Origin of the sequence: Gemmobacter nectariphilus DSM 15620 (assembly GCF_000429765.1) — a bacterium.
Classification (GTDB): domain Bacteria; phylum Pseudomonadota; class Alphaproteobacteria; order Rhodobacterales; family Rhodobacteraceae; genus Wagnerdoeblera; species Wagnerdoeblera nectariphila.
The window spans coordinates 141519-161292 of the sequence record NZ_AUCM01000007.1 but is presented as its reverse complement, the minus strand read 5'-3'; the positions used below and the strand labels follow the sequence as shown (position 1 = coordinate 161292).

Sequence of the window (19774 nt, the reverse complement as noted above, 5' to 3'; positions counted from 1 at the left end):
GATTATCCTTCGATCAGGGCGCGCAGGGCGGCCACATGGGGGGCGACCGGCTGGCCGCGGGTTTCGACATTCAGCCGCAGCACGGGTTCGGTGTTCGAGGCCCGCAGGTTGAACCGCCAGTCGGCAAACGACAGGCCCAGACCGTCCATGGTGTCGCTGTCCAGCGCTTGCGGGGCATAGGCGGCGCGCACGCGCTCTACTGCGGCCTTGGGATCGGCCAGATGAAAGTTGATCTCGCCCGACGAGGGAAAGGCCGCTTGCCGCGCCGCGACCAGATCGGCCAGCGGCTGGCCCGTGCGGCTGACCAGTTCGGTCACCAGAAGCCAGGGGATCATCCCGCTGTCACAGGCGACGAAATCGCGGAAATAGTGATGCGCGCTCATTTCCCCGCCATAGACGGCGCCGGTCGCCCGCATTGCCTGTTTGACAAAGGCATGGCCGGTGCGCGATTGCACCGCGCGGCCCCCTGCGCGGCCCACGACATCCTGGGTGTTCCAGATGATGCGGGGGTCATGGATGATGGTGGCGCCGGGTTCCTTGGCCAGGAACACCTCGGCCAAGAGGCCGACGACATATTCGCCGTCGATGAACCCGCCCTGATGGTCGAAGAAGAAGCAGCGGTCGAAATCGCCATCCCAGGCCACGCCCATATCGGCCCCGGCCGCCAGCACCGCATTGGCCGTGACCGGGCGGTTTTCTGGTAGCAGCGGGTTGGGAATGCCGTTCGGAAAGCTGCCATCCGGCTCGTGGTGCATCCGGATGAACCGCAGCGGCGATTCGCGCGTCTCCAGCGCGGCGGCGATGGCATCAAAGGTCGGCCCCGCCGCCCCGTTGCCCGCATTGACGACAATGGTCAGCGGCTTCAGCGCGGCACTGTCGACAAAGGACAGCACGCGCGCGACATAGGCGGCCCGCGCCTCGGCGCTGATGTCGGAAACTGTGCCTGCGGGCCGATCAGAGCCTTTTTCGCCAGCCTCGGCCAGGGCCTTGATGCGGGCCATGTCGGTTGCCGGATCCAGCGGGGCGGACCCGCGGCCCACCATCTTCATGCCGTTCCAGTCCATCGGATTGTGCGAGGCGGTGACGCAGATCCCGCCATCCGCGCCGAAATGCGTGGTGGCGAAATACATCTCCTCGGTGCCCGACAGGCCAAGGTCCAGCACCTCGACCCCTTCGGCGACCAGCGCCGCCGCCACCGCCTGTGCCAGTTCGGCACTCGAGGCACGGGCATCGCGCCCCAGCACCACGCGGCGCGCGCCAAGGCCCAGGGCAAAGGCATGTCCGATACGGGCGGCGATTTCGGGGTCAAGGTCGATCCCCAGACGACCACGAATGTCATAGGCCTTGAAACAGCTTAACGGTATCATGCGGGCTCCGGTCTGAAATCCCGACTTTTCTGGCAGGGCCTGACCGCGAAGGCAAGCGCGCGGGCCATGATCCGGGCGCGTCAGGCCTGATCTATGGACACCAATAATCGAACAGGATAGCTTCCCGGCGTATGAGCACCAAGCTGTCTACCCTTTACCTGCATATCGGCCTGGAAAAGACGGGCACCACGTCGATTCAGGCCTTTCTGGATGCAAACCGCGAGGCGCTGGCCGACCGGGCCGGCCTGTGGCTGCCCAGATCGCTTGGCCATCACAATCACAAGCTGCTGGCCGCCTATGGGTTCGAGGCCGGATCGCGCGACATTGCCGTGACCGGGGCAGGTATCGGCCCCGAGATCGCCGACATGGAGGCCTATCGCGCCACCCTGCGCGAGCGGCTGCTGCGCGATGCCGAACGCGGCGCAGGCGGGCCGGGGGTCATCAGCTCCGAGGATCTGTCGCGGCTTTATCAGCCCTCGGAAGTGGCGCGCATTGTCGATCTGCTGTCGGAACTGACTGATGACCTGCGGGTGATCGTCTTTGTCCGCCGCCAGGATCTGCTGGCGTCCAGCCGGTATTACAGCCTGGTGCTGGGGGGCGGCACCGAACAGGCGGTGTTCCCGCAAAAACCCGGCGGGGCACCCTATTACGATTACAACCGCACCATCGGAAACTGGATCGACGCGCTGGGGGCAGACCGCATCACGCTGGTGCGCTTTCCCGAACAGCCGCGGGCGGAAAAGTTCAATTCGGTGGCGCGGTTCTGCGCGGTTCTGGGGATCGAGGCTGGCGATTACCAGATGGTGCGCGAGCAGTACGTCAGCTTTGACGCGGTCAACCAGATCCTGATGCAAAGCTACAACCAGATGCGCGGCGGCTACGATTCCGAAGGGCTGGCCTGGCTGATGGAACGTCTGGCTCCCACCAACGACCGCAGCTTCAGCCATATCCCCTCCGAGGCGCAGGCCCGGCAGTTCTATGGGGCCTACCGCTAGGGCAATCAGGTGCTGTTCCGCCGTCTGGGCGCCGAGGCGCAGATGTTCACCGAGGATTTCTCGATGTATCCGGCCGAGAACATGCGCCAGAAGTTCCAGCAACTGGCGATCCAGCGTCTGCTTGGCCTGATGGAGGGTAAGCGGGAAGCTGAGGCCGTTCAGGGCCTGTAGTTCCACGGCATGAGTGCGTCGATTTCGGTGCTTGGCCATTGGTTGGCGATGCGTTCCAGGGTCTGTGTCATCCAGGCCGTGGGGTCAACGTTGTTCATTTTGCAGGTCTGCAGGAGCGTGGCGATGGTGGCCCATGTCCGGCCACCGCCGTCCGATCCGGCGAAGAGGCTGTTCTTGCGGGTGATGGTCTGTGGCCTGATGGCGCGCTCGACGATGTTGGAGTCGAGCTCGATCAGGCCGTCGGTCAGGAAACGCTCGAAGATCTCGCGCCGGGCAATGGCGTAGCGGATGGCCTCGGCCAGCTTCGACTTGCCCGAGATGCGCGGCAGGGTCTGCTGCCAGAGGGTGAACAGCTCGGCAACGATGGGCCCGGAGATGGACTACCGCGCGGCGGCGCGGGCCGCTGGATCCTGGCCGCGCACCTCAGCCTCGAGCTTCCAGAGTTCGGCCATGCGCTCGACCGTGCTGGTGGCGGCCTGACTGTCCCCGGCGGCATGGAGTTCGTAGAAGCGCCTTCGGCTATGTGCCCAGCATCCGGCGAGGCGCGGGCCATCATTGCCCCCATCCTTGCGGATGAGCTGGTTGTAGGCGGCATAGCCGTCCACCTGGAGAATGCCGCCATAGCCGCCGAGATGTCGGCGAACGCACTCTCCGGATCGGCTGTCCTCGAAGCGATAGGCCACCATGGGCGGACCGCTACCACCGAAGGTGCTGTCATCGCGGGCATAGGCCCAGAGCCAAGCCTTCTTCACGGTACCTGTTCCGGGCGCGAGGGTCGGAAGGCTGGTCTCATCGGCAAAGACGCCCGGACCCTTCAGGATTTCACCCAGCACATGCGCGGCGAGGATTTCCAACTCGAAGCCGACCTGGCCCATCCATTGGGCCATCAGCCGCCGGTCGATCTCCACCCCGTCGCGGGCATAGATCCCTTCCTGCCGGAACAGCGGCAGGCCATCGGCATATTTGGAGACGGCGATCTGCGCCAACAGTCCCTCGGTGGGCAGGCCGCTTTCGATGATGTGAGCCGGGGCAAGAGCCTGGACGACGCCATCCGCCCCCTTGAACGCATATTTCGGGCGGCGGGTCACGATGACCCGGAACTTCGCCGGGATCACATCCAGCCGTTCTGAGACATCCTCCCCGATCAGCACCTTCTGTTTGCCTGCGTGTTCCGGCAGATCCTCGGGCTCGATCACCACTTCGATCCGCTCCAGATGGGGCGGAAAACCCTTGCGCGGTCGCGGAGCCCGCGTCTCGCCCGTGCCCCGTCCTTGGCCAGTCTGCGCCCACAGGGCGGCGATGCCGGTCTCGATTTCCTCGAAGACGAAGGATTGCTGCGTCTCCTCGTCGGCACCGTCGCCCGCAGCGCCCAGTTTCGCGGAGCGACGCCCGAACCGGGCCCGGTCATAGGCCTTCAGGATCTGCATCAACCGCGTGATCCGCGCGTCGGCATCAAGGCTGCGCGCCTTCAGCGCCGCATTCTCTTCCTCCAGCACGGACGTCTTCTCCGCCATGGCGCGGACCATGGCCTTGAGCAGGTCCATGTCATCGGGCAGGGAAAGATCATCGGTGCGCATGCCGTAAAGGATAGCACATCCCGCTGGGGCATGCCTCGGCTGATCGACCTTCCGGGCCAGGGTGATTCACTTTGCCGCTGGCCGATTAGCCAGCAAATACAGGGGCTTTCACAGCCACTGGTCGCACCCGTTTCCAGTCCAGCCCCTCGAGCAGCGCCGCGAGCTGGACGTGGTTGAGCTGTACCCGGACAGGCCCGATCCGCAGCCAGCAGAACGAGGACTTCTCCAGCCGCTTCGCAAACAGGCACACCCCGCTGCCATCCCACCAGACGATCTTGACCCGGTCCGCCCGTTTCGCCCGGAACACGTAAAGCGCGCCGCTGAACGGGTCGTGGCCTCCATCGCGCACCAGCGACAGCAGGCTGTCCGGGCCCTTGCGGAAGTCCACGGGCTGGCTGGCCAGATAGACCTTCACGCCCGATGGCATCATGCCGAGCGCACCGCACGCAGAATCCGGCGCAGCGCAGCCTCGCTGACATCCGGGCCGACGCGGATCATCACCTCGCCCATCACGATCTCCACCAAGGAAGTCACCGTGACCGCCGTAATGTCCGCGTCCTGCTTCTTGAGGAAGGTCTTGCGCCAGCCGAATAACTGCGGCGGCGAAATCCCCAGGCGGCGTGCCAGCGCTGAAACGTTAACGCCCGGCTCCAGCGCCGCCGCGACTGCTTGCGCCTTGAACTCATCCGACCAACGGCGGCGCTCCCCGACCGGCGCTCCGTCAAAACGCTCGATCACAGCCTCGACCAACTGCAAGCTACCAGTCGCAGGCATAGGCGTAGAACTAGTCGTAGACATGGAACCTCGGCGTCAGATCAACGCAAACAGCCTATCCCAGGAAGACCGTGCCGCTAACCCACGGGGCCTCCTTGCCGCTTACGATGGAGGCGCGCCGCTAGGGCGAAGGCTGACATGCGCATCAGCCACCGCAGGCGCTTTGTCTATGTCTCGATCCCTAAGACCGGGTCGGAATCGGTGCGCGCCTTGCTGGACCCGGTCAGCGAAGAACCCGTGGTCCGCTTTCCCGAGATCACGCCCGAGCGGCCGTTCTACAGCCATATGCGTCCGCTCGAGCTGGCTGCCGTGCTGGGCGCGCGCGGCATCGGTCTGGGCGAAGGCACAGGCGGCTACCTGTGCGTGGCAACCGTGCGCAACCCGTGGGAACGGCTGGCCTGCCTGTGGCGGATGATGCGGCGCGACCGTGCCTTTGGCGCCTGTCCACCCTTTGACGACTGGGTGGCGATGCTGGCCGATGGCCAGGCAGGGGCGCTGGGGCGACCCGAACAGAAGTGGTATCACCACGGCATCTTGCCGCAGGCCGTCTTTCTGGCCGATGCGCAGGGCCGGCTGATGACCGACCGTGTCTGGCGCATCGAGGACGGGATGGAGCCCCTGCGCGCCACCCTGGCCGCCCGCTTGTCCCCCGGCGCGCTGCCCGGCCCCGTGCCGCATGTCAACCGTGCGCCCGGCGCGGCAGACTGGTAGCGCCTTTATATCCCCAGGACCCACGACAACGTGGCGCGGCTATATGCGGCGGATCTGGCGGCCTTTGGCTATGGGGCTGGCGTAGCGGCGGTTTGAGCGGTCTCGGTGCGGGCGGCGCCTTCTAGATCCTTGTGCAGAAAGTAGGAATAGAGCGCATAATCCAACGCATTTTTGCGCTGGAAGCTGGCTGTATCGGGATAGGTCGTGATGTCTATGCCATGCTTGTCTGAATCGAAGTTGATGAACTTTTTCTTGTGAACATTGGCATTCTTCCATCCGAAAGCCTCGGGGCGAAAGCCGAAAGGTTCCAGCCGTTCCGCCATGTTCCCGCGTTCCAGGATGCAGACAGCATCGAATCCGTTCAGGTTGCGGATCGCCCCGCCCAGATGGCTGTCGTCCAGTTCCGCCTTGATCCCGGTGCGGGTGAAGAAGCGCGTGTAGAAATTGTTCGACCGGAACAACGAGCGGTTGTTCATGAAGCTGTCAAAGTTTTTGACCGATTGGCGCTTTTCCGGTTCGTTCAGAACGAACATCCGGAAGTTCGAAAAGGCGCGTGCCTGGGGGTCGCGCAAGACGGTGATCAGCTGCAACCCTGGAAGTTTCTTGAGGATGCCCCATTTGGGTGTGCTGAATTCAAAGCACAGGAATTCCACCCCCTGCGCCTGAAAACCGCCAAGGGTTTCAAGCGTCTGGTCTTCGGAAAGTGTCTTCCAATCGATAAGTTGTCCGTCAGCACCCAGCGGATTGCCATTGGCATGCGAGTCGGGCAGCTTCAGCCCGGAATTGATGGCCGCATCCACGACGGTGGTGCCCCCAGCCTTGTGGCAATGAAAGAATATCGTCAGCGGCATCGGCCAATTTCCTTGCAACTTGGGAATAAACGATCAGTCAGCGGTTCGCACTGGCCTGCTTCAGAACCCCGTGCGATACAGATCTTCTAGGAACCGTTCTCGCATCGCCTCGGAATGGGCGTTGCGTTGCTTTTTCAGGGCCGACGTGGTCTTGATCGGGCCGGAGGGCAGGCGGTGGTCGTCCAGCCAGGACAGCAGCGGCGGCAGGTCGGTTGCGACCTGCTCCACAAAATCCTCGTAGAGGATATGGTGTACCTCGGTGCCGGCGAGGGCGTGGAAATCCTGCCAGAGCATGTCATGCGCAGAGAGTTCGACATAGCAGGCGCGGATGCGGTCGAAATCGTAGTCCGGGTCGGGGGCGGGCTGGTCGCTCTTGACTTGCTGCCACTGGTTGGTGGCTTTGGCCTTCCAGAAGCTGATCGCCTGACCCACCTTGTCGCGGCGCACAATGTTGATCCAGCGCGCACGCGGGAACATCGCGGCCAGTTTGACTGATTCGGCCCGGTCAAATCCCATGTGCTGTGCCAGTGCATTGCGGTGCGGCCACATGATCTTGGTCACGAACAGCCCGTCGGTAGCAGACATAAAGATTTGGTCGAGTTGGTTCTGAAAATCCTCGTCGGGATTACGAAAGATCGTAGTCAACTTGCCAAAGCGTTCATCGCTGATGCCGGGCATGCCGTTCGCGGCTAGCAGCGAACAGACGAACGAGGTGCCTGCCCGGAACGACCCAGTCACGATCACGCAGCGATCAATGCCATGCGCTGCCATCGTTTTCTGAAAAATGGCACAGCGGCGGCTGGCCTGACATGTTGAGTTGGTCATTCCGATACCCTTCCTTCTGCAGCGGCGCGGTAGGCGCTTTCCAGTCGTTCGGCCATCAGGGCATAGCCGAACTTGGCCTCGAAATTGGCGCGCGCGGCGCGGGACATGTCGTGGCGCAGGGCGGGGTTGCCGATCAGTTCCAGCAGCGCATCCTGCAGGGCCTTGCGCTCGCCCAGCGGGGCCAGCAGGCCATCGACCCCATGTTCCACCACCTCGGGCACACCTCCTGTGGCATAGGCCACGCAGGGCACGGAATAGCGCATCGCCTCGGCATAGATCAAGCCGAAGGATTCATACAGCGAGGGCGCAAGGAAGATGTCGGTCTCGCGCATCAGCGCATCCAGCGCGGCCTCGTCCAGAAAGCCGTGGCGGGTGACGCGGGTGGGGTAGCGCGCCACCAGCCCCGTGACCAGCGCATCGTTTTCGGCATCGACCTTCGATCCGACGATGTCCAGATGCAGGGGCAGGCCGCGGGCCAGGATGGCATCCATCACGGGCACCAGTTCCTTGATGCCCTTGCGCGTTTCCAGCCGGCCCAGGAACAGGATGCGCAGGGGCCGGGTCGGGTCGGCGGCGCGCGCCGCCTCGCGCGCTTCCAGCAGGCCTTCGGGGGCCTCGATATCCTCGATCCCGTGCGGCACGATCACATGGGGGCGGTTTTCCAGATCCATGCCATAGAGATTGCCGATGTCGGTGACGATGGCCTGCGAATTGGCCAGGATCAGCGGCGTGCGGCGCAGGGCCTGGATTTCGGCATTGATGACCCGCAGCACATGGTTCGCGTAATAGGTCTCGTTCTCGCGCCATTCGGGTTTCGATTGCAGCATCAGCCCGGCGCAGGTGTGCAGGCTGAGCACGGTGGGCACCAGCCCCGATCCCAGGACGGCCGCGCCCTCGACATCCCAGATGGGCGAGCTGGCGACCTGGAAGGCCCGCCGCGCCATCACCCGGCGCATTTCCGCCAGGCGGCGCTTGGAGGCATTGGCCAGCACGGGGGGCAGGCCCAGGCAGTCCACTTCGGTGGCGGCCTCGCGTTCGAAATGGCGGATGTTGTGCGACCAGAAGCCTTCGGCGGTGAAATCGACATATTCCGGCTGGCTGTTGTTCGGCAATTCGCCGATCACCGTCACCTCGTGGCCGCGTTCGGCCAGGCCCCGGGCCACCAGCCGCGTCCAGCGCCCGATGCCGCCGCGGCTGTCGCTGGCGTGATCTTGCGAGAACATGCACAGCCGAAGCGCCTCGGTCGGGTCGCGCATGGTCCGCTGCGGCGCGGGATCGCCGGGGGCGACATGGCGGGCCAGCCGGGTGGCCGGGGCCGGGACGGGGGCAAAGGCCGCGTCGATCCCGTCGGCGATGCCGCGGGCGGTCTGGTGCAACAGCGTCTCGAACTGCTCGTGCGTGATGTCATTGGCCAGCAGCGAGTCGATCTTCCAGCCGTATTCGTCGGAATAGAACTTGCCCAGCCGTTGCACGGCGGCGTTCCAGCCCAGTTCCGGCGCGCCGTGGCGCAACGCGAAATAGGCCACGCTGCGCGCGATCGGGTACATGTTGGTCGCCACCTTCTTGGCCGTGCGCAGGTGGCTGGGGGCATATTTGTGGTGGATTTCCGCCTCGGGCAGTACGTCGGCGCGCATCCCCTCGTCGTCCATCCGCTTGTTCACGTCGGTCTCGTCGAGGAAATAGGCAAACACCTCGTCAAAGCCACCGATGCGGCGCAGATCTTCGGTGCGGAAGATGGTGTTGGTGCCGGTCAGGCTGGGATACAGGCGCTTTTCCCGGCGCAGGAAGGTGACGTAATCGGGGTTGTCGCAGGGCACGCCCTGGCCGAACACGTCGCAGAAGACGTATTTCGCCTGAAAGGCGATCCCGTTGGCATCGCGGATGAACCCGCCCATGGCCGACAGGCCGGGATCGGCATCCATCCGTTCCAGCAGCAGGGTCAGCCAGTCGGGCTCTGGCACCGCGTCATCGTCGATGAAGGCGATATAGCGCCCGCGCGCATTCGCGATGGCAATGTTGCGCGAGATCGACAGGTTGATTTCCGGGTTGTCCAGCACCCGGATGCCGGGGGTGGCTTCCAGAAGCTCGGCCGTGCCGTCGGTCGAGGGGCCGTTGACCACCAGCACCTCGAAGGTGTGATAGCCCCGCAGCGCCGCCAGGGATTGCAGGGTGCGCGGCAGGGTGCCCACGCGGTTGTAGGTGCAGATCGCAATAGTGGCGTCGCAGGTCGCGCCGATATCGGCACCATGTTCGGAAAGGCTGGACTCGGACATTGGAGGAAGGGCCGCCTGTATCGGAGTGGTCATTGCTTTTCGGCCGGGCCGGTGGCCGCCTCGGCCAGAAGCGCGGCTGCCGGAAGGCCTGCGGCCTCGAGCCGGTCGATGCGGCGGTGCAGCACATGATAGCCGATCTCGGCGGCCATCGCCTCGGGCGTCATCACCCGGAAGGCCAGCGAGCGGCCCGGATTCTCGAGGCCCTGCAGGCGCGACAGATAGGTCTTGCCCGCGCGCGCGCTGTCATACCGGCGAAAGACATGCGAGACCTGTTCGTTCCACAGCTCGATGGTAGAGCCGGTGAACTTGAACCACAGCGAGAAGCGCCGCGCCGATCCGTCGGCCGGCAGGATCATGGTTTCTTCGGCACCCCAGGATTCGCCGATACGGTCGTTCAGCACGATCGGGCCATCGGGGCCCCTGAGGCCGGCAAAGAACAGGACATTCGCGGCCTCGGCATCCAGCAGCTGCAGGCTGGAGTGCGGATGCTGAAAGGAGATTTCGTGGACCAGTCCGGGCAGAATGCGTGTTGTCTGGATCATCGCAAATCTCCTTCTCCTTCAGAGCGCCGCGAGAAGACTACCGTTTTCGATGCGCTGTCAAATCTTGATAAAAGTCGTCTGTCTACCGGCATGGCACAAAACCGCACGAGGTCCGATCGCTCTGGCCCTGTGCCGCCCGGTGGCTGATCTCTAGGATAACATATGCTTTGCCGCAACCGGCATCCGGGCTTGCCGCCCCAATTTCAGGGTTGGATGCTTTTGAAGTTGTGGCATGAATCCCGGGTTTTCCGTCCGGGTTCCCGAAGTCCGGAGGGATTTGCCCTGCCCTGCCGGTCATGGTCCTGAAAATCGGGACCGCTCGTCCGGGGGGCGCGGTCCGCTGCCCGATCGGCGCGACATGGCCGATTGCCGGTTTTCCGTTCGTGTCGACCAGATTTCGGGCACCGTACATACGGCGGCGGCTGCGCACGGGGCAGCAGGCAGGCGTTAACCTTTCTGGCGCAGGATAGGCCCGTTCAGCCGGAGTCCCTTGCCCAGGGCCCCGGTCCCCGGCAATGGCCCGCCCCTTGCCGGAGGTTTCCATGTCTGATGACCTGTCGCCGGTGCTTTCCCTGCCGCTGATCCAGCCGGCGCAGGCGCAAAAGCACGTCACCCACAACGAGGCGCTGCGCCTCTTGGATGTGCTGGTCCAGCCGGCGGTGGCCAGCCGCAGCATTGCCACGCCGCCGGGCTTCCCGGCCCAGGGGGGGCGCTGGATCGTGGCATCGGGCGCAACCGGGGCCTGGGCCGGCCACGAAGGGGCCATCGCGCTGCATGATCAGGGGGCCTGGGTCTTTCTGGCCCCGCAGCCCGGCTGGCAGGTGCAGGTGATCGATGAAGGCGCCCCGGTGCATTGGACCGGAACCGCCTGGCTGGCCCAGGCCGATCTGCCGCAACGCTTTCCCCGGATCGGGGTTGCAACCGATGCCGATGCTGCCAACCGTCTGGCGGTGGCATCGCCGGCCACGCTGTTCACCCATATCGGGGCCGGGCATCAGCTGAAGCTGAACAAGGCCGCGGCCGCCGATACCGCCAGCCTGCTGTTCCAGACCGGCTGGTCGGGCCGGGCCGAGATGGGCACGGCCGGATCGGATGATTTTGCCATCAAGGTCAGTCCTGATGGCACCACCTGGACCACCGCGCTGAGCATTGCCGCCGCGACGGGAACGGTTTCTGGGGCGGCGATTGCCCAGTTGCCCGCCGATACCACGGCAGGGCGGCTCTTTGCCTTTGGCAATTACGTGAACCAGACCGGCACCGGGGGGCCATGGGGGCTGGGGGCGTCTCATGCGGTGAATGTCCCCGACAACGATGCCAATGCGATTGCGCGGGCCGGCTTCTATCGGGTCGGGTCGTCCTCGACCGTGGTCAATGTGCCGGACAGCGCCTTTGGCGGGGTGATCGTGCACCATCCCTACAGCGCCACCTACGCTGCCCAGACCTATATCATGACCAACGGCGCCAATGCGGGGCTGTTCTGGGTCCGGCATTGCACCAATGGCACCTGGGCCGCATGGCGCCGGGTCTATACTCAGAGAGACGTCGTTGGCACGGTCAGCCAGTCTGCGGGCGTGCCGACCGGGGGGATTATCGAACGCGGGTCGAATGCCAACGGCAGCTATGTTCGCTGGGCTGACGGCACGCAATTTTGCGTGCAAGATATCGTCGTCACAGGCGGCACGACCACCGCCGCAGGCGCCCTGTGGGCGTCGGACCCCATGAGCTGGACCTATCCGGCGGCTTTTGTGGCGGGCGCTACGCCATCCCTCTTTGGAGACGCACGAACGAACGGACGCTGGATCAACTGCGCCAGTCGAACTGTGACGGCCTGCGCCAATATCCGAGTTCTGTCCACCCAGAGCAGCGCGACTGACCTCACGATAACAGTCAAGGCCGAAGGTCGCTGGTTCTAAGGAGATCCCACATGCACATCACCCTGTCCCCCATCCGCTCGGACGCGGCGCTGAGCCTGCACCGCGCGGGCGACGTGCTGACGATCAACGGCGCTGCGCTGGATCTGTCCGCCATCCCCGAGGGCGCCACCCTGCCAGCCGGGGCCGTGGCCTGCGACTGGATCGCCGGGCCGATCACCCGCACGGGCGGCGCGCTGCATCTGACGCTGCTGTTGCCGCACGGGGCCATCCCCGATCCGGCCCCGCCCGAGGCGCGGGCCGTGACGCATCCGGCGCCGCTGACCCTTACTGGCGACGGACCCGTCACGCTGCCCTGCTGGGCGCCCGAGGAACCGGCTATTCAGGAGGCCGCCGAATGACCATTGCCATCGACCTGTCGCAACTGATCACCGCCGAGGCCAAGGCCGCCGAGGCCGCCGCTGCACGGCGCGCGGCCGTCAAGGCGCGCCGCGACGTGGCCATCGCATCGGGCATCACCGTCGGCGGCGTGAGCGTGGCGACCGACGATCAAAGCCAGTCCCGCGTGATGGGCGCGGCTGTCGCGGCGATGCTGGACCCCGGCTATTCGGTCCAGTGGAAAACGGCGAGCGGGTTCGTCACCCTGAGCGCGCCGCAGGTGATCGGGCTGGCCACGGCGATCCGCGCCCATGTCCAGGCGTGTTTCGACCGCGAGGCGGTGTTGCTGGCCGATCTGGAGGCAGGCGGGACTGTCGATATCGACACCGGCTGGCCGTGACCTTGCAGGCAGGGGCTGGTCAGCCCGGCTGAACCCCGGGCAGGGGGATCACGCCTTTTTGGGCGCAGGCGCCGCGGCCCGCAGCGCCCGCAGCTTTTCCATGCCCTTGGCGTTGATCTCGTCCAGCCTGTTCCACAGGGCATAGTCTGCCGCGTAGAACTCCTGCAGCTCTGGCAGCATCTCCTGGGGGATGTCCGGCGGCGTCACGATCTTGCTGACATTTTCCCGCGGCAGATCATAGGGGATGCGCAGCAGGCCGAGGATCTCGCGCAGCATCTCGTCCAGGCGGTGATAGGGGATGATCACATCGGCGATTACCCCGCCCTTGGGCCCGACGAACATGCGCCGCTGCAGGTTCGGCTCGTTATTCTTGAGCAGGATGTTCCAGTCCTTGGCGGCCCAGAAATCGGCAAAGGTCATGCGGGCCGGCAAGGGGCTTTGCACCTGGTTGCCCTTGCGGTAGCGATACCACGATCCGATCCAGTCCAGCGGCTCGCGCATCACGCCGAACTTGAAATAGCGGTTCGGCACATGGTTGGGCTGGCCGAACAGGAAGCGGTAATTCTGAATGGTTTCGTGCAGCGTGATATGCTTGCGCTGCGGCGTCCCGGAGCGGAACACCTCGCAATAGGGGATCAGGATATGCTCGATCGAGGTGGAGGCCGTCTTCGTGTTGGCGATGAAAACGAAACGTTTCTCTACGCTGATAAGCATGTCTGTCCGATCCGGTCGCAAATATGCCATGTCGAATAGCACCGCAGGTGGGGCAGTGCAAATCCTTAGCCGCCGGTCATTGCGGCTGAATCCGCCAGGGTGACAGGCCCTGTCCTGCCTGTGTTCGGGGCATGGGCCGGCTGCGCATCCGGCCCTTCTGGCAAGGCCTGATGCGCCCCCCTTGCGGCGCGTCCGGGCGATGATGCCCCGGACCCCCTTTACGCCGGGCGCCGGCTGGCCGAAAACCATCGGATGCCGCCGGACCGCGACCAGCCTGCCGTTTCCGTCATCGTGCCCGTGCATGATGTCGCCGCCCATGTCGGGGCGGCGATTGCCAGCCTGCGGGCGCAGGATTTTCCCGGCTTCGAGGCCATCGTGATCGACGATGGCTCGACCGACGGGTCGGCCCGGATCGCGGGCGAGGCGATCGGGGAGGATCCGCGCTTTCGCCTGATCCGGCAGGACAACCGCGGGCTGTCGGCGGCGCGCAATGCGGGGCTGGCGCTGGCGCGGGCAGACTTCATTGCCTTTCTCGATGGCGACGACCGGCTTGATCCGGGCTTCCTGTCGCGGATGCTGGCCGCATTGCGGGCCGATGGTGGCCCCTGGGTGGCCTGTGCGGTGGCCGATTGCTGGCCAGACGGGCGGCAGACGGTGCATCCGGCGATCCACGGGGCGCCGATGCCCGATGCGCCCCGGCGCTGGCCGCTGGCCGACTGGGAGTCGGTGATCGCGCATTACCCCTCGGCCTGGAACAAGCTGTATCGGCGCGATCTGATCGGTGCGACCCGCTTTGCCGAAGGGCTGTGGTTCGAGGACCATGCCTTCTATCTGGACCTGGCAGGCCGGGCCGGGCATCTGCTGCACCTGCCCGAGCCGCTTTATCTGCAGACCCGCGGCCGGCATGGCCAGATCACCGCTACCGACAGCGAACGGGTCTTTGACCAGTTTCCGGTGCTGGATGCGTTGCAGGGCCTGATGACGGCGCCGGGCGGGCTGCCGGGGGGGCAGGCGGCCTTTGCCCGGCTGGCGGCGCGGCTCATGGCCGAACGCGCCCCGGTGCTGCGCGATGCCGGGCGGCGCGATCGCTGGCTGGCGGCGGCGCGGCAGTATCTGGACCGCCATGGCCTGACCTTCGATCCGGCACAGTCCCCTTCGCTGGCGCGTGTGCTGGCGGGCAAGGTGCCGGCCAGCGTGGTGCTGGCGCTGGACGGGGGCGATGCGGGGGCCAGTCTGGCCGCGCTGGCGGCCCAGGATATCGCGGGCCTGGACATCGTGCTGGCCGGACCCGGGGCCGAGGCGCTGGCCATGGCCGCAAGGGCGACCTGTCCGGGCCGGCAGGTGCAGGCGGTGACGGCCCCGGCCGACCCCTGGGCCGCCTGGGCTGCGGGGGCGGCGCTGGCACGGGGGGCGGGGCTGGTGCTGTGGCGGGCCGGCGACGGGGCAGAGCCCATCGCCTTGCGCCACTGGGCCGATGCGGCGCTGGGGCAGGGCGCGGATCTGGTGGTCTCGGCCTTTCGCGGGCCAGGCGATGGCAGCTACCGCGATGGCTGGGCCGATCCGGCGGGGCTGGCAGGGCCCTTGGCGCCAGGGCAGGTTCTGGCCCCCGCGCGGCCGGGGGCGCAGCCCTATCACCCCTTGCTTGCGGCCAAGTTTCTGGCCCCCGGTCCGGCCCGCCGGATGCTGGCCGATGCGACGGCGATTGCCGCCGCCGCCCCGCTGGACGACGAGGCCGCCATGCGATGTCTGGCCGGGCTGATCCGCCGCCCGGTCTGGGTGGATTTTCCCGGGGCCCAGCCGGCCCCGCGGCCCTTGCCCGCGCCCGGGGCGATACTGGCGGCGCTGGACAGCCCCGCCCTTGCCGGGGCCGACCCCCGGCGCACGGCCCTGCGCGCCCTGCGCATGGGCCTCGATCTGCGCCCGCCAGGGTCCTGGCTGCGGCTGGCGCTGTGGCTGCTGGCGGCACGGGCGATGCTGGGCCGCGCGGGTCTGGCGCGGGGGGCGGGGGCGGTTGACCCGTCGATCACGCCCCGGATGCGGCGCCTGCTGGGGCTGGTTGGCTGACGGGCCCCGATTGCATCATGCTGCGCCTGCGACCATAACGGGGCTGCCGCCTTTTCAAGATACAGGTCCGTTCCGATGATCGACTTTCGCCCGGAAAACGGGTCCAGCCTTTTCTGCCGCACCGATTACACCTTTCATCAGGTCGCCAATCTGAACTTCCACGATGCCGACTGGGCCACGGTTCCCTTTCACCTGTCGCTGCGCCCGCTGGAAAACCGCGTGGTGGTCAACCGGCGCGATGCGGCCGGCTGGCGGCGGGAAATCGTGCTGGATCATGCGATCGACCCGGTTGGCGGCACGGTCGAGGTGCGGTTTCAGACCGGCGCGGTCTCGGTCTGGCTGGATGGCACGCGCATCGCGGTCTTCGACCGCTTTCCGCGCCCCGACCGCAACGGGCGGCTGTTCTTGCGGCGCGGCTTTCCGGGGCTGGACCGCATTGCCCATGTCACCGTCGAGGGCGGGATCTTGCCCGAAAGCCTGCGCTTGCGCGCGACGGGGGACCAGGCCGGGGGCGCTGCGCGCCACATCCTGCGCAGCGATCCTGGCGGGCTTGTCCTGACCGACCGCTTCGAGCTGATCGCCCCGGTTCCAGGCGGAACGCGCGTCTGCCTGCCCGGCGCGGCGCCAGAGGCGCTTGTGATGACCGCCTTGCCTGGTGACGGGGGGCGGGCGGGCGCGCTGCTGCCAGGGCGCATCTGGCAAGGCGCAGATCCGGGGGCGCCGGTCATGCTGCGGCTGGCCGACGCCCAGGGCACGCCGGTGGGCGCGGGGCTGACGCTGACGCGGGACGATCTGCGCAAGGCGCTGGACCGGCTGTCGTCCGGCGAGCGGATGGACCATGACGATCTGGCCGCCTTGCAGGCGGTGGAACATACCCGCTTCTCAAAGGTCATGCCGGATCTGCCTCCGCAGGTGCAGGCGGCGCTGTGGCAGGCGGCCGCGCGCTTTGGCCTGACCGCCTTTCTGGCCGAGGGGCTGCCCGCCACCCTTCAGGCCCCGGTATTGCTGCCCGCGCTGGCCCAGCCGCCAGGCATGGTGGCCGAGGATGCGCTGGTCCGCGCCCTGGCCCAGGGGCTGCGCGCGGATCCGCCCGCCGATCCGGCAAAGCTGCTGTCCGCGCTGCTGGCCGATCTTCCGGCCAGGGCCGATGCGGAACGGCTGTTCCTGCGTCTTGCCGAACCCTTCTGCCTGCAGGGTGCCTTTGCCACCCTGTGGCAGACGGCCTGTGCCGCAGGCGTCAGCTTCGAGACCCGCCCCTGGGGCACCGACCGCTGGACCAATTCGGTCCTGATGCCCTTTCTGGTCTGCGCCGGGCGGCCAGAGGAGATCCCCACGCTTTTGTGGTGGCTGGCCGAGACGCGGCCCGGCTGGCTGGTGACGCCCACCATCGCCGCGGCGGTGGCCATGGCGCTGGATCGGCCCGATCTGCCGGAAAAGCTGGCCGAGGATATCGTCTATGCCTGGATCGGGTTTCTGAATGCTCAGTCGGAAATCTATGCCGGGCGGACGCCTTGCGCGGCGCTGCGCGGGGTTTCGGTGCGGCTGCTCGCCGGGGCCGACCGCGGGCCGGGTTGGTTGCGCGCGCCCCTGCGCGATTTCGCGCTGCGAGTCTACGGGCTGGACCCGGCCTTCTGGGCCGGGCTTGCTGCGGCCGGCCTGCCCGACGATCCCTTGCTGGCCGAAGGCCAGGCGGCCTGTGCCCTGCTGGTGGATCAGCTGACCGGGACCGGCCCGCAGGACCGTGCCGGCATGGCCCGCGCGCTGGCGCTGTTCACCTGGTATCGCAACCCCGAGGCGGCGCGCTTTCGCCGTATCCTGATGGGCCCCGCCGAGGTGCCGCTGGCCCCCGGTCAGGCGCCCGATCTGGCCAGCCTGCGCCAGGCGGGGACCGATCCGGGCGCGGCGCTGCTGCGCCATCTGATCTTTCCCGATGACCGGCTGGCCGCCCCCGAGGATCCCGCGCTGCGGCATCTGGCGGCCCAGGCGGTGCCCCCGGCCTGGGACGGCGTGCCCGAAGCGCCGCATATCCGCTTGCAGGAAGATCTGGCGCGCCGCCTGCCGCCCGTGCTGGCCGATGCGGCGGCCGGCCGTGCCCCCGATCTGCTGGACGGGCTGATCGCCGATCTGGCGCCGCTGTGTTCGGCGCGGGGGGGCTGGCTGGGGCTGGGGCTGGGGCTGACCGTGCTGGAGGCGCTGGCCGATGGCCCGGCCGACTGCACCGCCGCCGCCGACCGGCTGGCCGACGGGCTGATTGCACTGGCTGCCGCGACGCCGGCTGCGGAACGCCAGCAACGCGATGCCGCGCCCGCGCTGGTCGCCGTGCGCGCCCGGCTGGCCGCGCGCCCCGCCCCGCTGCCGGGGGCGCTGGCCCGGGTGCTGGCGGCCCTGTCCGGCCCCGCGCGCAGCCCGGCGCTGCCGGCAACCGCGCAGCCCTGGCCCGACCGCTCGCCCTTGCACGATCTGCTGGTGGTGGTGTTTTCCTGCCGGCCCTATCTGGAAACCCGGATTCCGACCTTGCGTTCGGGTTGGTTGTCCGATCTTGCCGCCCATGGCATTCCCTATGTCGTGGTCGTCGGCGGCGCCAGCCCCGCCGAGGCCGGAACCCGGCAAGGCGATGTCGTCTTTCTGGATGCCCCCGACGATTACGAGGGCCTGCCGCAAAAGACGCTGGCGATGATCCGCTGGGTCCATGACCATACGCCCTTTGCCCGGGTGATGAAGATCGACGACGACTGCTTTGTCGATGTCGAGACGCTGTTCGCCAGCCTGCAGCATCTGAAGTTCGACTATCTGGGCCGCCCGCTCAGCCGGGTGCGTGGCCAGATGGACCGCGCCTGGCACCAGGCCAAGGCCGCCAGCCCCCGCGGCCGGATGGAACTGGACAAATCCCCCGAACCCTCCAGCTATGCCGACGGGGGATCGGGCTATGTGCTCAGCCGCCGGGCCATGGCCACTGCGCTGGACATGGCAGACAGCCCCGAAGGCCAGCGCCTGATCCGGCTGTCCTTCATGGAAGACAAGATGCTGGGCGATCTGCTGGCGCTTGGCGGGGTGCGGGTCCAGGGCCAGGGCTGGCGCGTGGCGGTGGAACGCCGGGCCGGCCCTTCGGGGGTGACGGTGCCGCAATGGGAAAACGGCCCGCGCCCCTTTGCCGGCGCAGGCATCGCCATTGCTCATCTGGACACCCATCTGACCCAGCCCGAGGTCCGCGCCGCAGCGGCCCTGCCGGTGCCCCGGCGCGGCAAGATCTGGCCCAGCTTCCAGACCCTGCGGTTCGGCGCGGGATCGAATGCGCTCGATCTGGTCAGCCCGCAGGACCGGCTGCGCCAGGTGGCCGCCGCGCCGGTCGCCGTGGTGGCCTGCATGCGCAACGAGATGTTCATGCTGCCGCATTTCCTGGCGCATTATCGCGCGCTGGGGGTTGGCGGCTTTCTGATCGCCGATAACGGCTCGGACGATGGATCGCTGGATTACCTGCTGGACCAGCCCGATGTGGCGCTGTTCTCGGTCGACACGCCCTATGGCAAGTCCATGTATGGCGTCGCCTGGCAAGAGGCGCTGCTGGCCGCGTTCCGCCCCGGCGCCTGGACGCTGGTCGCCGATGCTGACGAATTGCTGGTCTGGGACGACACCGCCGGGGGTGATCTGCCGGGGCTGCTGGCGGGGCCGGATTTCGCCGGTGCCGATGCCGTGCGGCTTTACATGCTGGACATGTATCCGCAGGGGCCGCTGTCGGGGGCGACCTTTGCGGGCAGTCCCTTTGCCGAAGCCGGCTGCACCGATGCCGAACCCTTCCTGACCACATCGGCCGCGCGCGGGCCGTTTTCCGACCAGCCCACCTGGACCAGCGGCCTGCGCCACCGGCTGATCCCCGGATCGCGGCCCGAACTGTTCGTGGCGCAAAAGCTGGCGCTGTTGCGCTATCGGCCCTGGATGCGGCTGACCGAAGGGCTGCATTATGTCGCCGGCACCCGGCTGGCCCGGCGCGAGATGTTGCTGGCGCATTTCAAATACACCGCCGCCTTCCGCGCCAAGGCCGAGGCCGAGGTTGCCCGCCGCCAGCATTTCAACGATGCCGAGGAATACCGCAAATATCTGGCGCTGGTGTCCGAAGGGCGCGAGACGATCTTTGACCCGGCCGTTTCGGTCGGCTGGACCGACAGCGCCTTTGTGCGGCAACTGTTCGCCACCGGCCGGGCACCGGGGGCCTGAGCGGCGTTGATTGTTCCCCTGCCCCTCGTGTAGCCAGAGAAAACCACCC

16 protein-coding genes and 1 pseudogene are annotated in these 19774 nt (G+C 66.9%); 8 read left to right on the top strand and 9 right to left on the bottom strand.

What is annotated here, in order from left to right; translation table 11 throughout:
• Positions 1–2: 2 nt before the first annotated feature.
• On the bottom strand, positions 3–1367 hold the full coding sequence (locus G481_RS0108885) for a phosphohexomutase domain-containing protein (RefSeq protein ID WP_028029726.1): 1365 nt from the start codon (positions 1365–1367) through the stop codon (positions 3–5).
• A 131-nt stretch (positions 1368–1498) separates the two neighbouring features.
• Here G481_RS0108885 and G481_RS0108880 point away from each other — a divergent pair, with 131 nt between their 5' ends.
• Entirely contained in the window at positions 1499–2362 is an 864-nt protein-coding gene (locus G481_RS0108880) for a hypothetical protein (protein ID WP_028029725.1), read from the top strand.
• Between the two features lie 9 nt (positions 2363–2371).
• A complete protein-coding gene (locus G481_RS25845; RefSeq protein ID WP_154664562.1) occupies positions 2372–2533 on the top strand; it encodes a hypothetical protein in 162 nt (53 codons plus the stop codon).
• On the opposite strand, the pseudogene tnpC reads toward G481_RS25845, so the two are convergent.
• From tnpC to G481_RS0108860, 3 genes and pseudogenes are all read right to left on the bottom strand, one after another.
• Positions 2521–4110 (bottom strand): annotated as a pseudogene (gene tnpC / locus G481_RS23310) (IS66 family transposase). The gene G481_RS25845 and the pseudogene tnpC overlap by 13 nt on opposite strands.
• A gap of 85 nt (positions 4111–4195) precedes the next feature.
• Positions 4196–4540, bottom strand: coding sequence for an IS66 family insertion sequence element accessory protein TnpB (tnpB, locus tag G481_RS0108865; RefSeq protein ID WP_028029724.1), 345 nt, complete (start codon positions 4538–4540; stop codon positions 4196–4198).
• Positions 4537–4860 carry a transposase gene (locus G481_RS0108860; protein ID WP_161630516.1) on the bottom strand — a complete coding sequence of 108 codons (324 nt, stop codon included), beginning with the start codon at positions 4858–4860 and terminating at the stop codon, positions 4537–4539. Before G481_RS0108860 ends, tnpB begins: the two co-directional genes overlap by 4 nt.
• 162 nt (positions 4861–5022) lie before the next feature.
• On the opposite strand from G481_RS0108860, the gene G481_RS0108855 reads away from it, so the two are divergent.
• Positions 5023–5595, top strand: coding sequence for a hypothetical protein (locus tag G481_RS0108855; RefSeq protein WP_028029722.1), 573 nt, complete (start codon positions 5023–5025; stop codon positions 5593–5595).
• Between the two features lie 68 nt (positions 5596–5663).
• Here G481_RS0108855 and G481_RS0108850 read toward each other — a convergent pair whose 3' ends face one another.
• Genes G481_RS0108850 through G481_RS0108835 form a run of 4 tightly spaced genes read right to left on the bottom strand, consistent with a single transcriptional unit; the run spans position 5664 to position 10086 of the window.
• Positions 5664–6446 carry a hypothetical protein gene (locus G481_RS0108850; RefSeq protein ID WP_028029721.1) on the bottom strand — a complete coding sequence of 261 codons (783 nt, stop codon included), beginning with the start codon at positions 6444–6446 and terminating at the stop codon, positions 5664–5666.
• Positions 6447–6506: 60 nt separating this feature from the next.
• Positions 6507–7271: a Stf0 family sulfotransferase gene (locus G481_RS0108845; protein ID WP_028029720.1), complete on the bottom strand. Its 765-nt coding sequence runs from the start codon at positions 7269–7271 to the stop codon at positions 6507–6509.
• Positions 7268–9544, bottom strand: a complete 2277-nt coding sequence (locus G481_RS0108840; RefSeq protein WP_028029719.1) for a glycosyltransferase — start codon at positions 9542–9544, stop codon at positions 7268–7270. The genes G481_RS0108845 and G481_RS0108840 overlap by 4 nt, the downstream gene beginning before the upstream one ends.
• A 29-nt stretch (positions 9545–9573) precedes the next feature.
• The gene (locus G481_RS0108835) at positions 9574–10086 is read right to left on the bottom strand and encodes a hypothetical protein (RefSeq protein WP_028029718.1); all 513 of its coding nucleotides are present in this window, start codon (positions 10084–10086) and stop codon (positions 9574–9576) included.
• Positions 10087–10628: 542 nt separating this feature from the next.
• Between G481_RS0108835 and G481_RS26665 the strand changes: the two genes are divergently transcribed.
• The 3 genes from G481_RS26665 to G481_RS23300 are packed head-to-tail and all read left to right on the top strand — an operon-like array spanning position 10629 to position 12735.
• Positions 10629–11999, top strand: coding sequence for a DUF2793 domain-containing protein (locus G481_RS26665; RefSeq protein WP_051294408.1), 1371 nt, complete (start codon positions 10629–10631; stop codon positions 11997–11999).
• Positions 12000–12010: 11 nt separating this feature from the next.
• Positions 12011–12358 carry a hypothetical protein gene (locus G481_RS0108825; RefSeq protein ID WP_028029717.1) on the top strand — a complete coding sequence of 116 codons (348 nt, stop codon included), beginning with the start codon at positions 12011–12013 and terminating at the stop codon, positions 12356–12358.
• Positions 12355–12735 carry a DUF4376 domain-containing protein gene (locus G481_RS23300; protein WP_051294407.1) on the top strand — a complete coding sequence of 127 codons (381 nt, stop codon included), beginning with the start codon at positions 12355–12357 and terminating at the stop codon, positions 12733–12735. Before G481_RS0108825 ends, G481_RS23300 begins: the two co-directional genes overlap by 4 nt.
• Positions 12736–12783: 48 nt before the next feature.
• Here the strand turns inward: G481_RS23300 and G481_RS0108815 are convergent, their stop codons facing one another.
• Positions 12784–13449 (bottom strand): sulfotransferase family 2 domain-containing protein, encoded by a 666-nt coding sequence (locus G481_RS0108815; protein ID WP_028029716.1) that lies wholly within the window; start codon positions 13447–13449, stop codon positions 12784–12786.
• A 252-nt stretch (positions 13450–13701) separates the two neighbouring features.
• Here G481_RS0108815 and G481_RS0108810 point away from each other — a divergent pair, with 252 nt between their 5' ends.
• Positions 13702–15513: a glycosyltransferase family 2 protein gene (locus G481_RS0108810; RefSeq protein WP_028029715.1), complete on the top strand. Its 1812-nt coding sequence runs from the start codon at positions 13702–13704 to the stop codon at positions 15511–15513.
• 75 nt (positions 15514–15588) lie between these two features.
• Entirely contained in the window at positions 15589–19725 is a 4137-nt protein-coding gene (locus G481_RS25070) for a glycosyltransferase family 2 protein (protein ID WP_051294406.1), read from the top strand.
• Positions 19726–19774 lie beyond the last annotated feature (49 nt).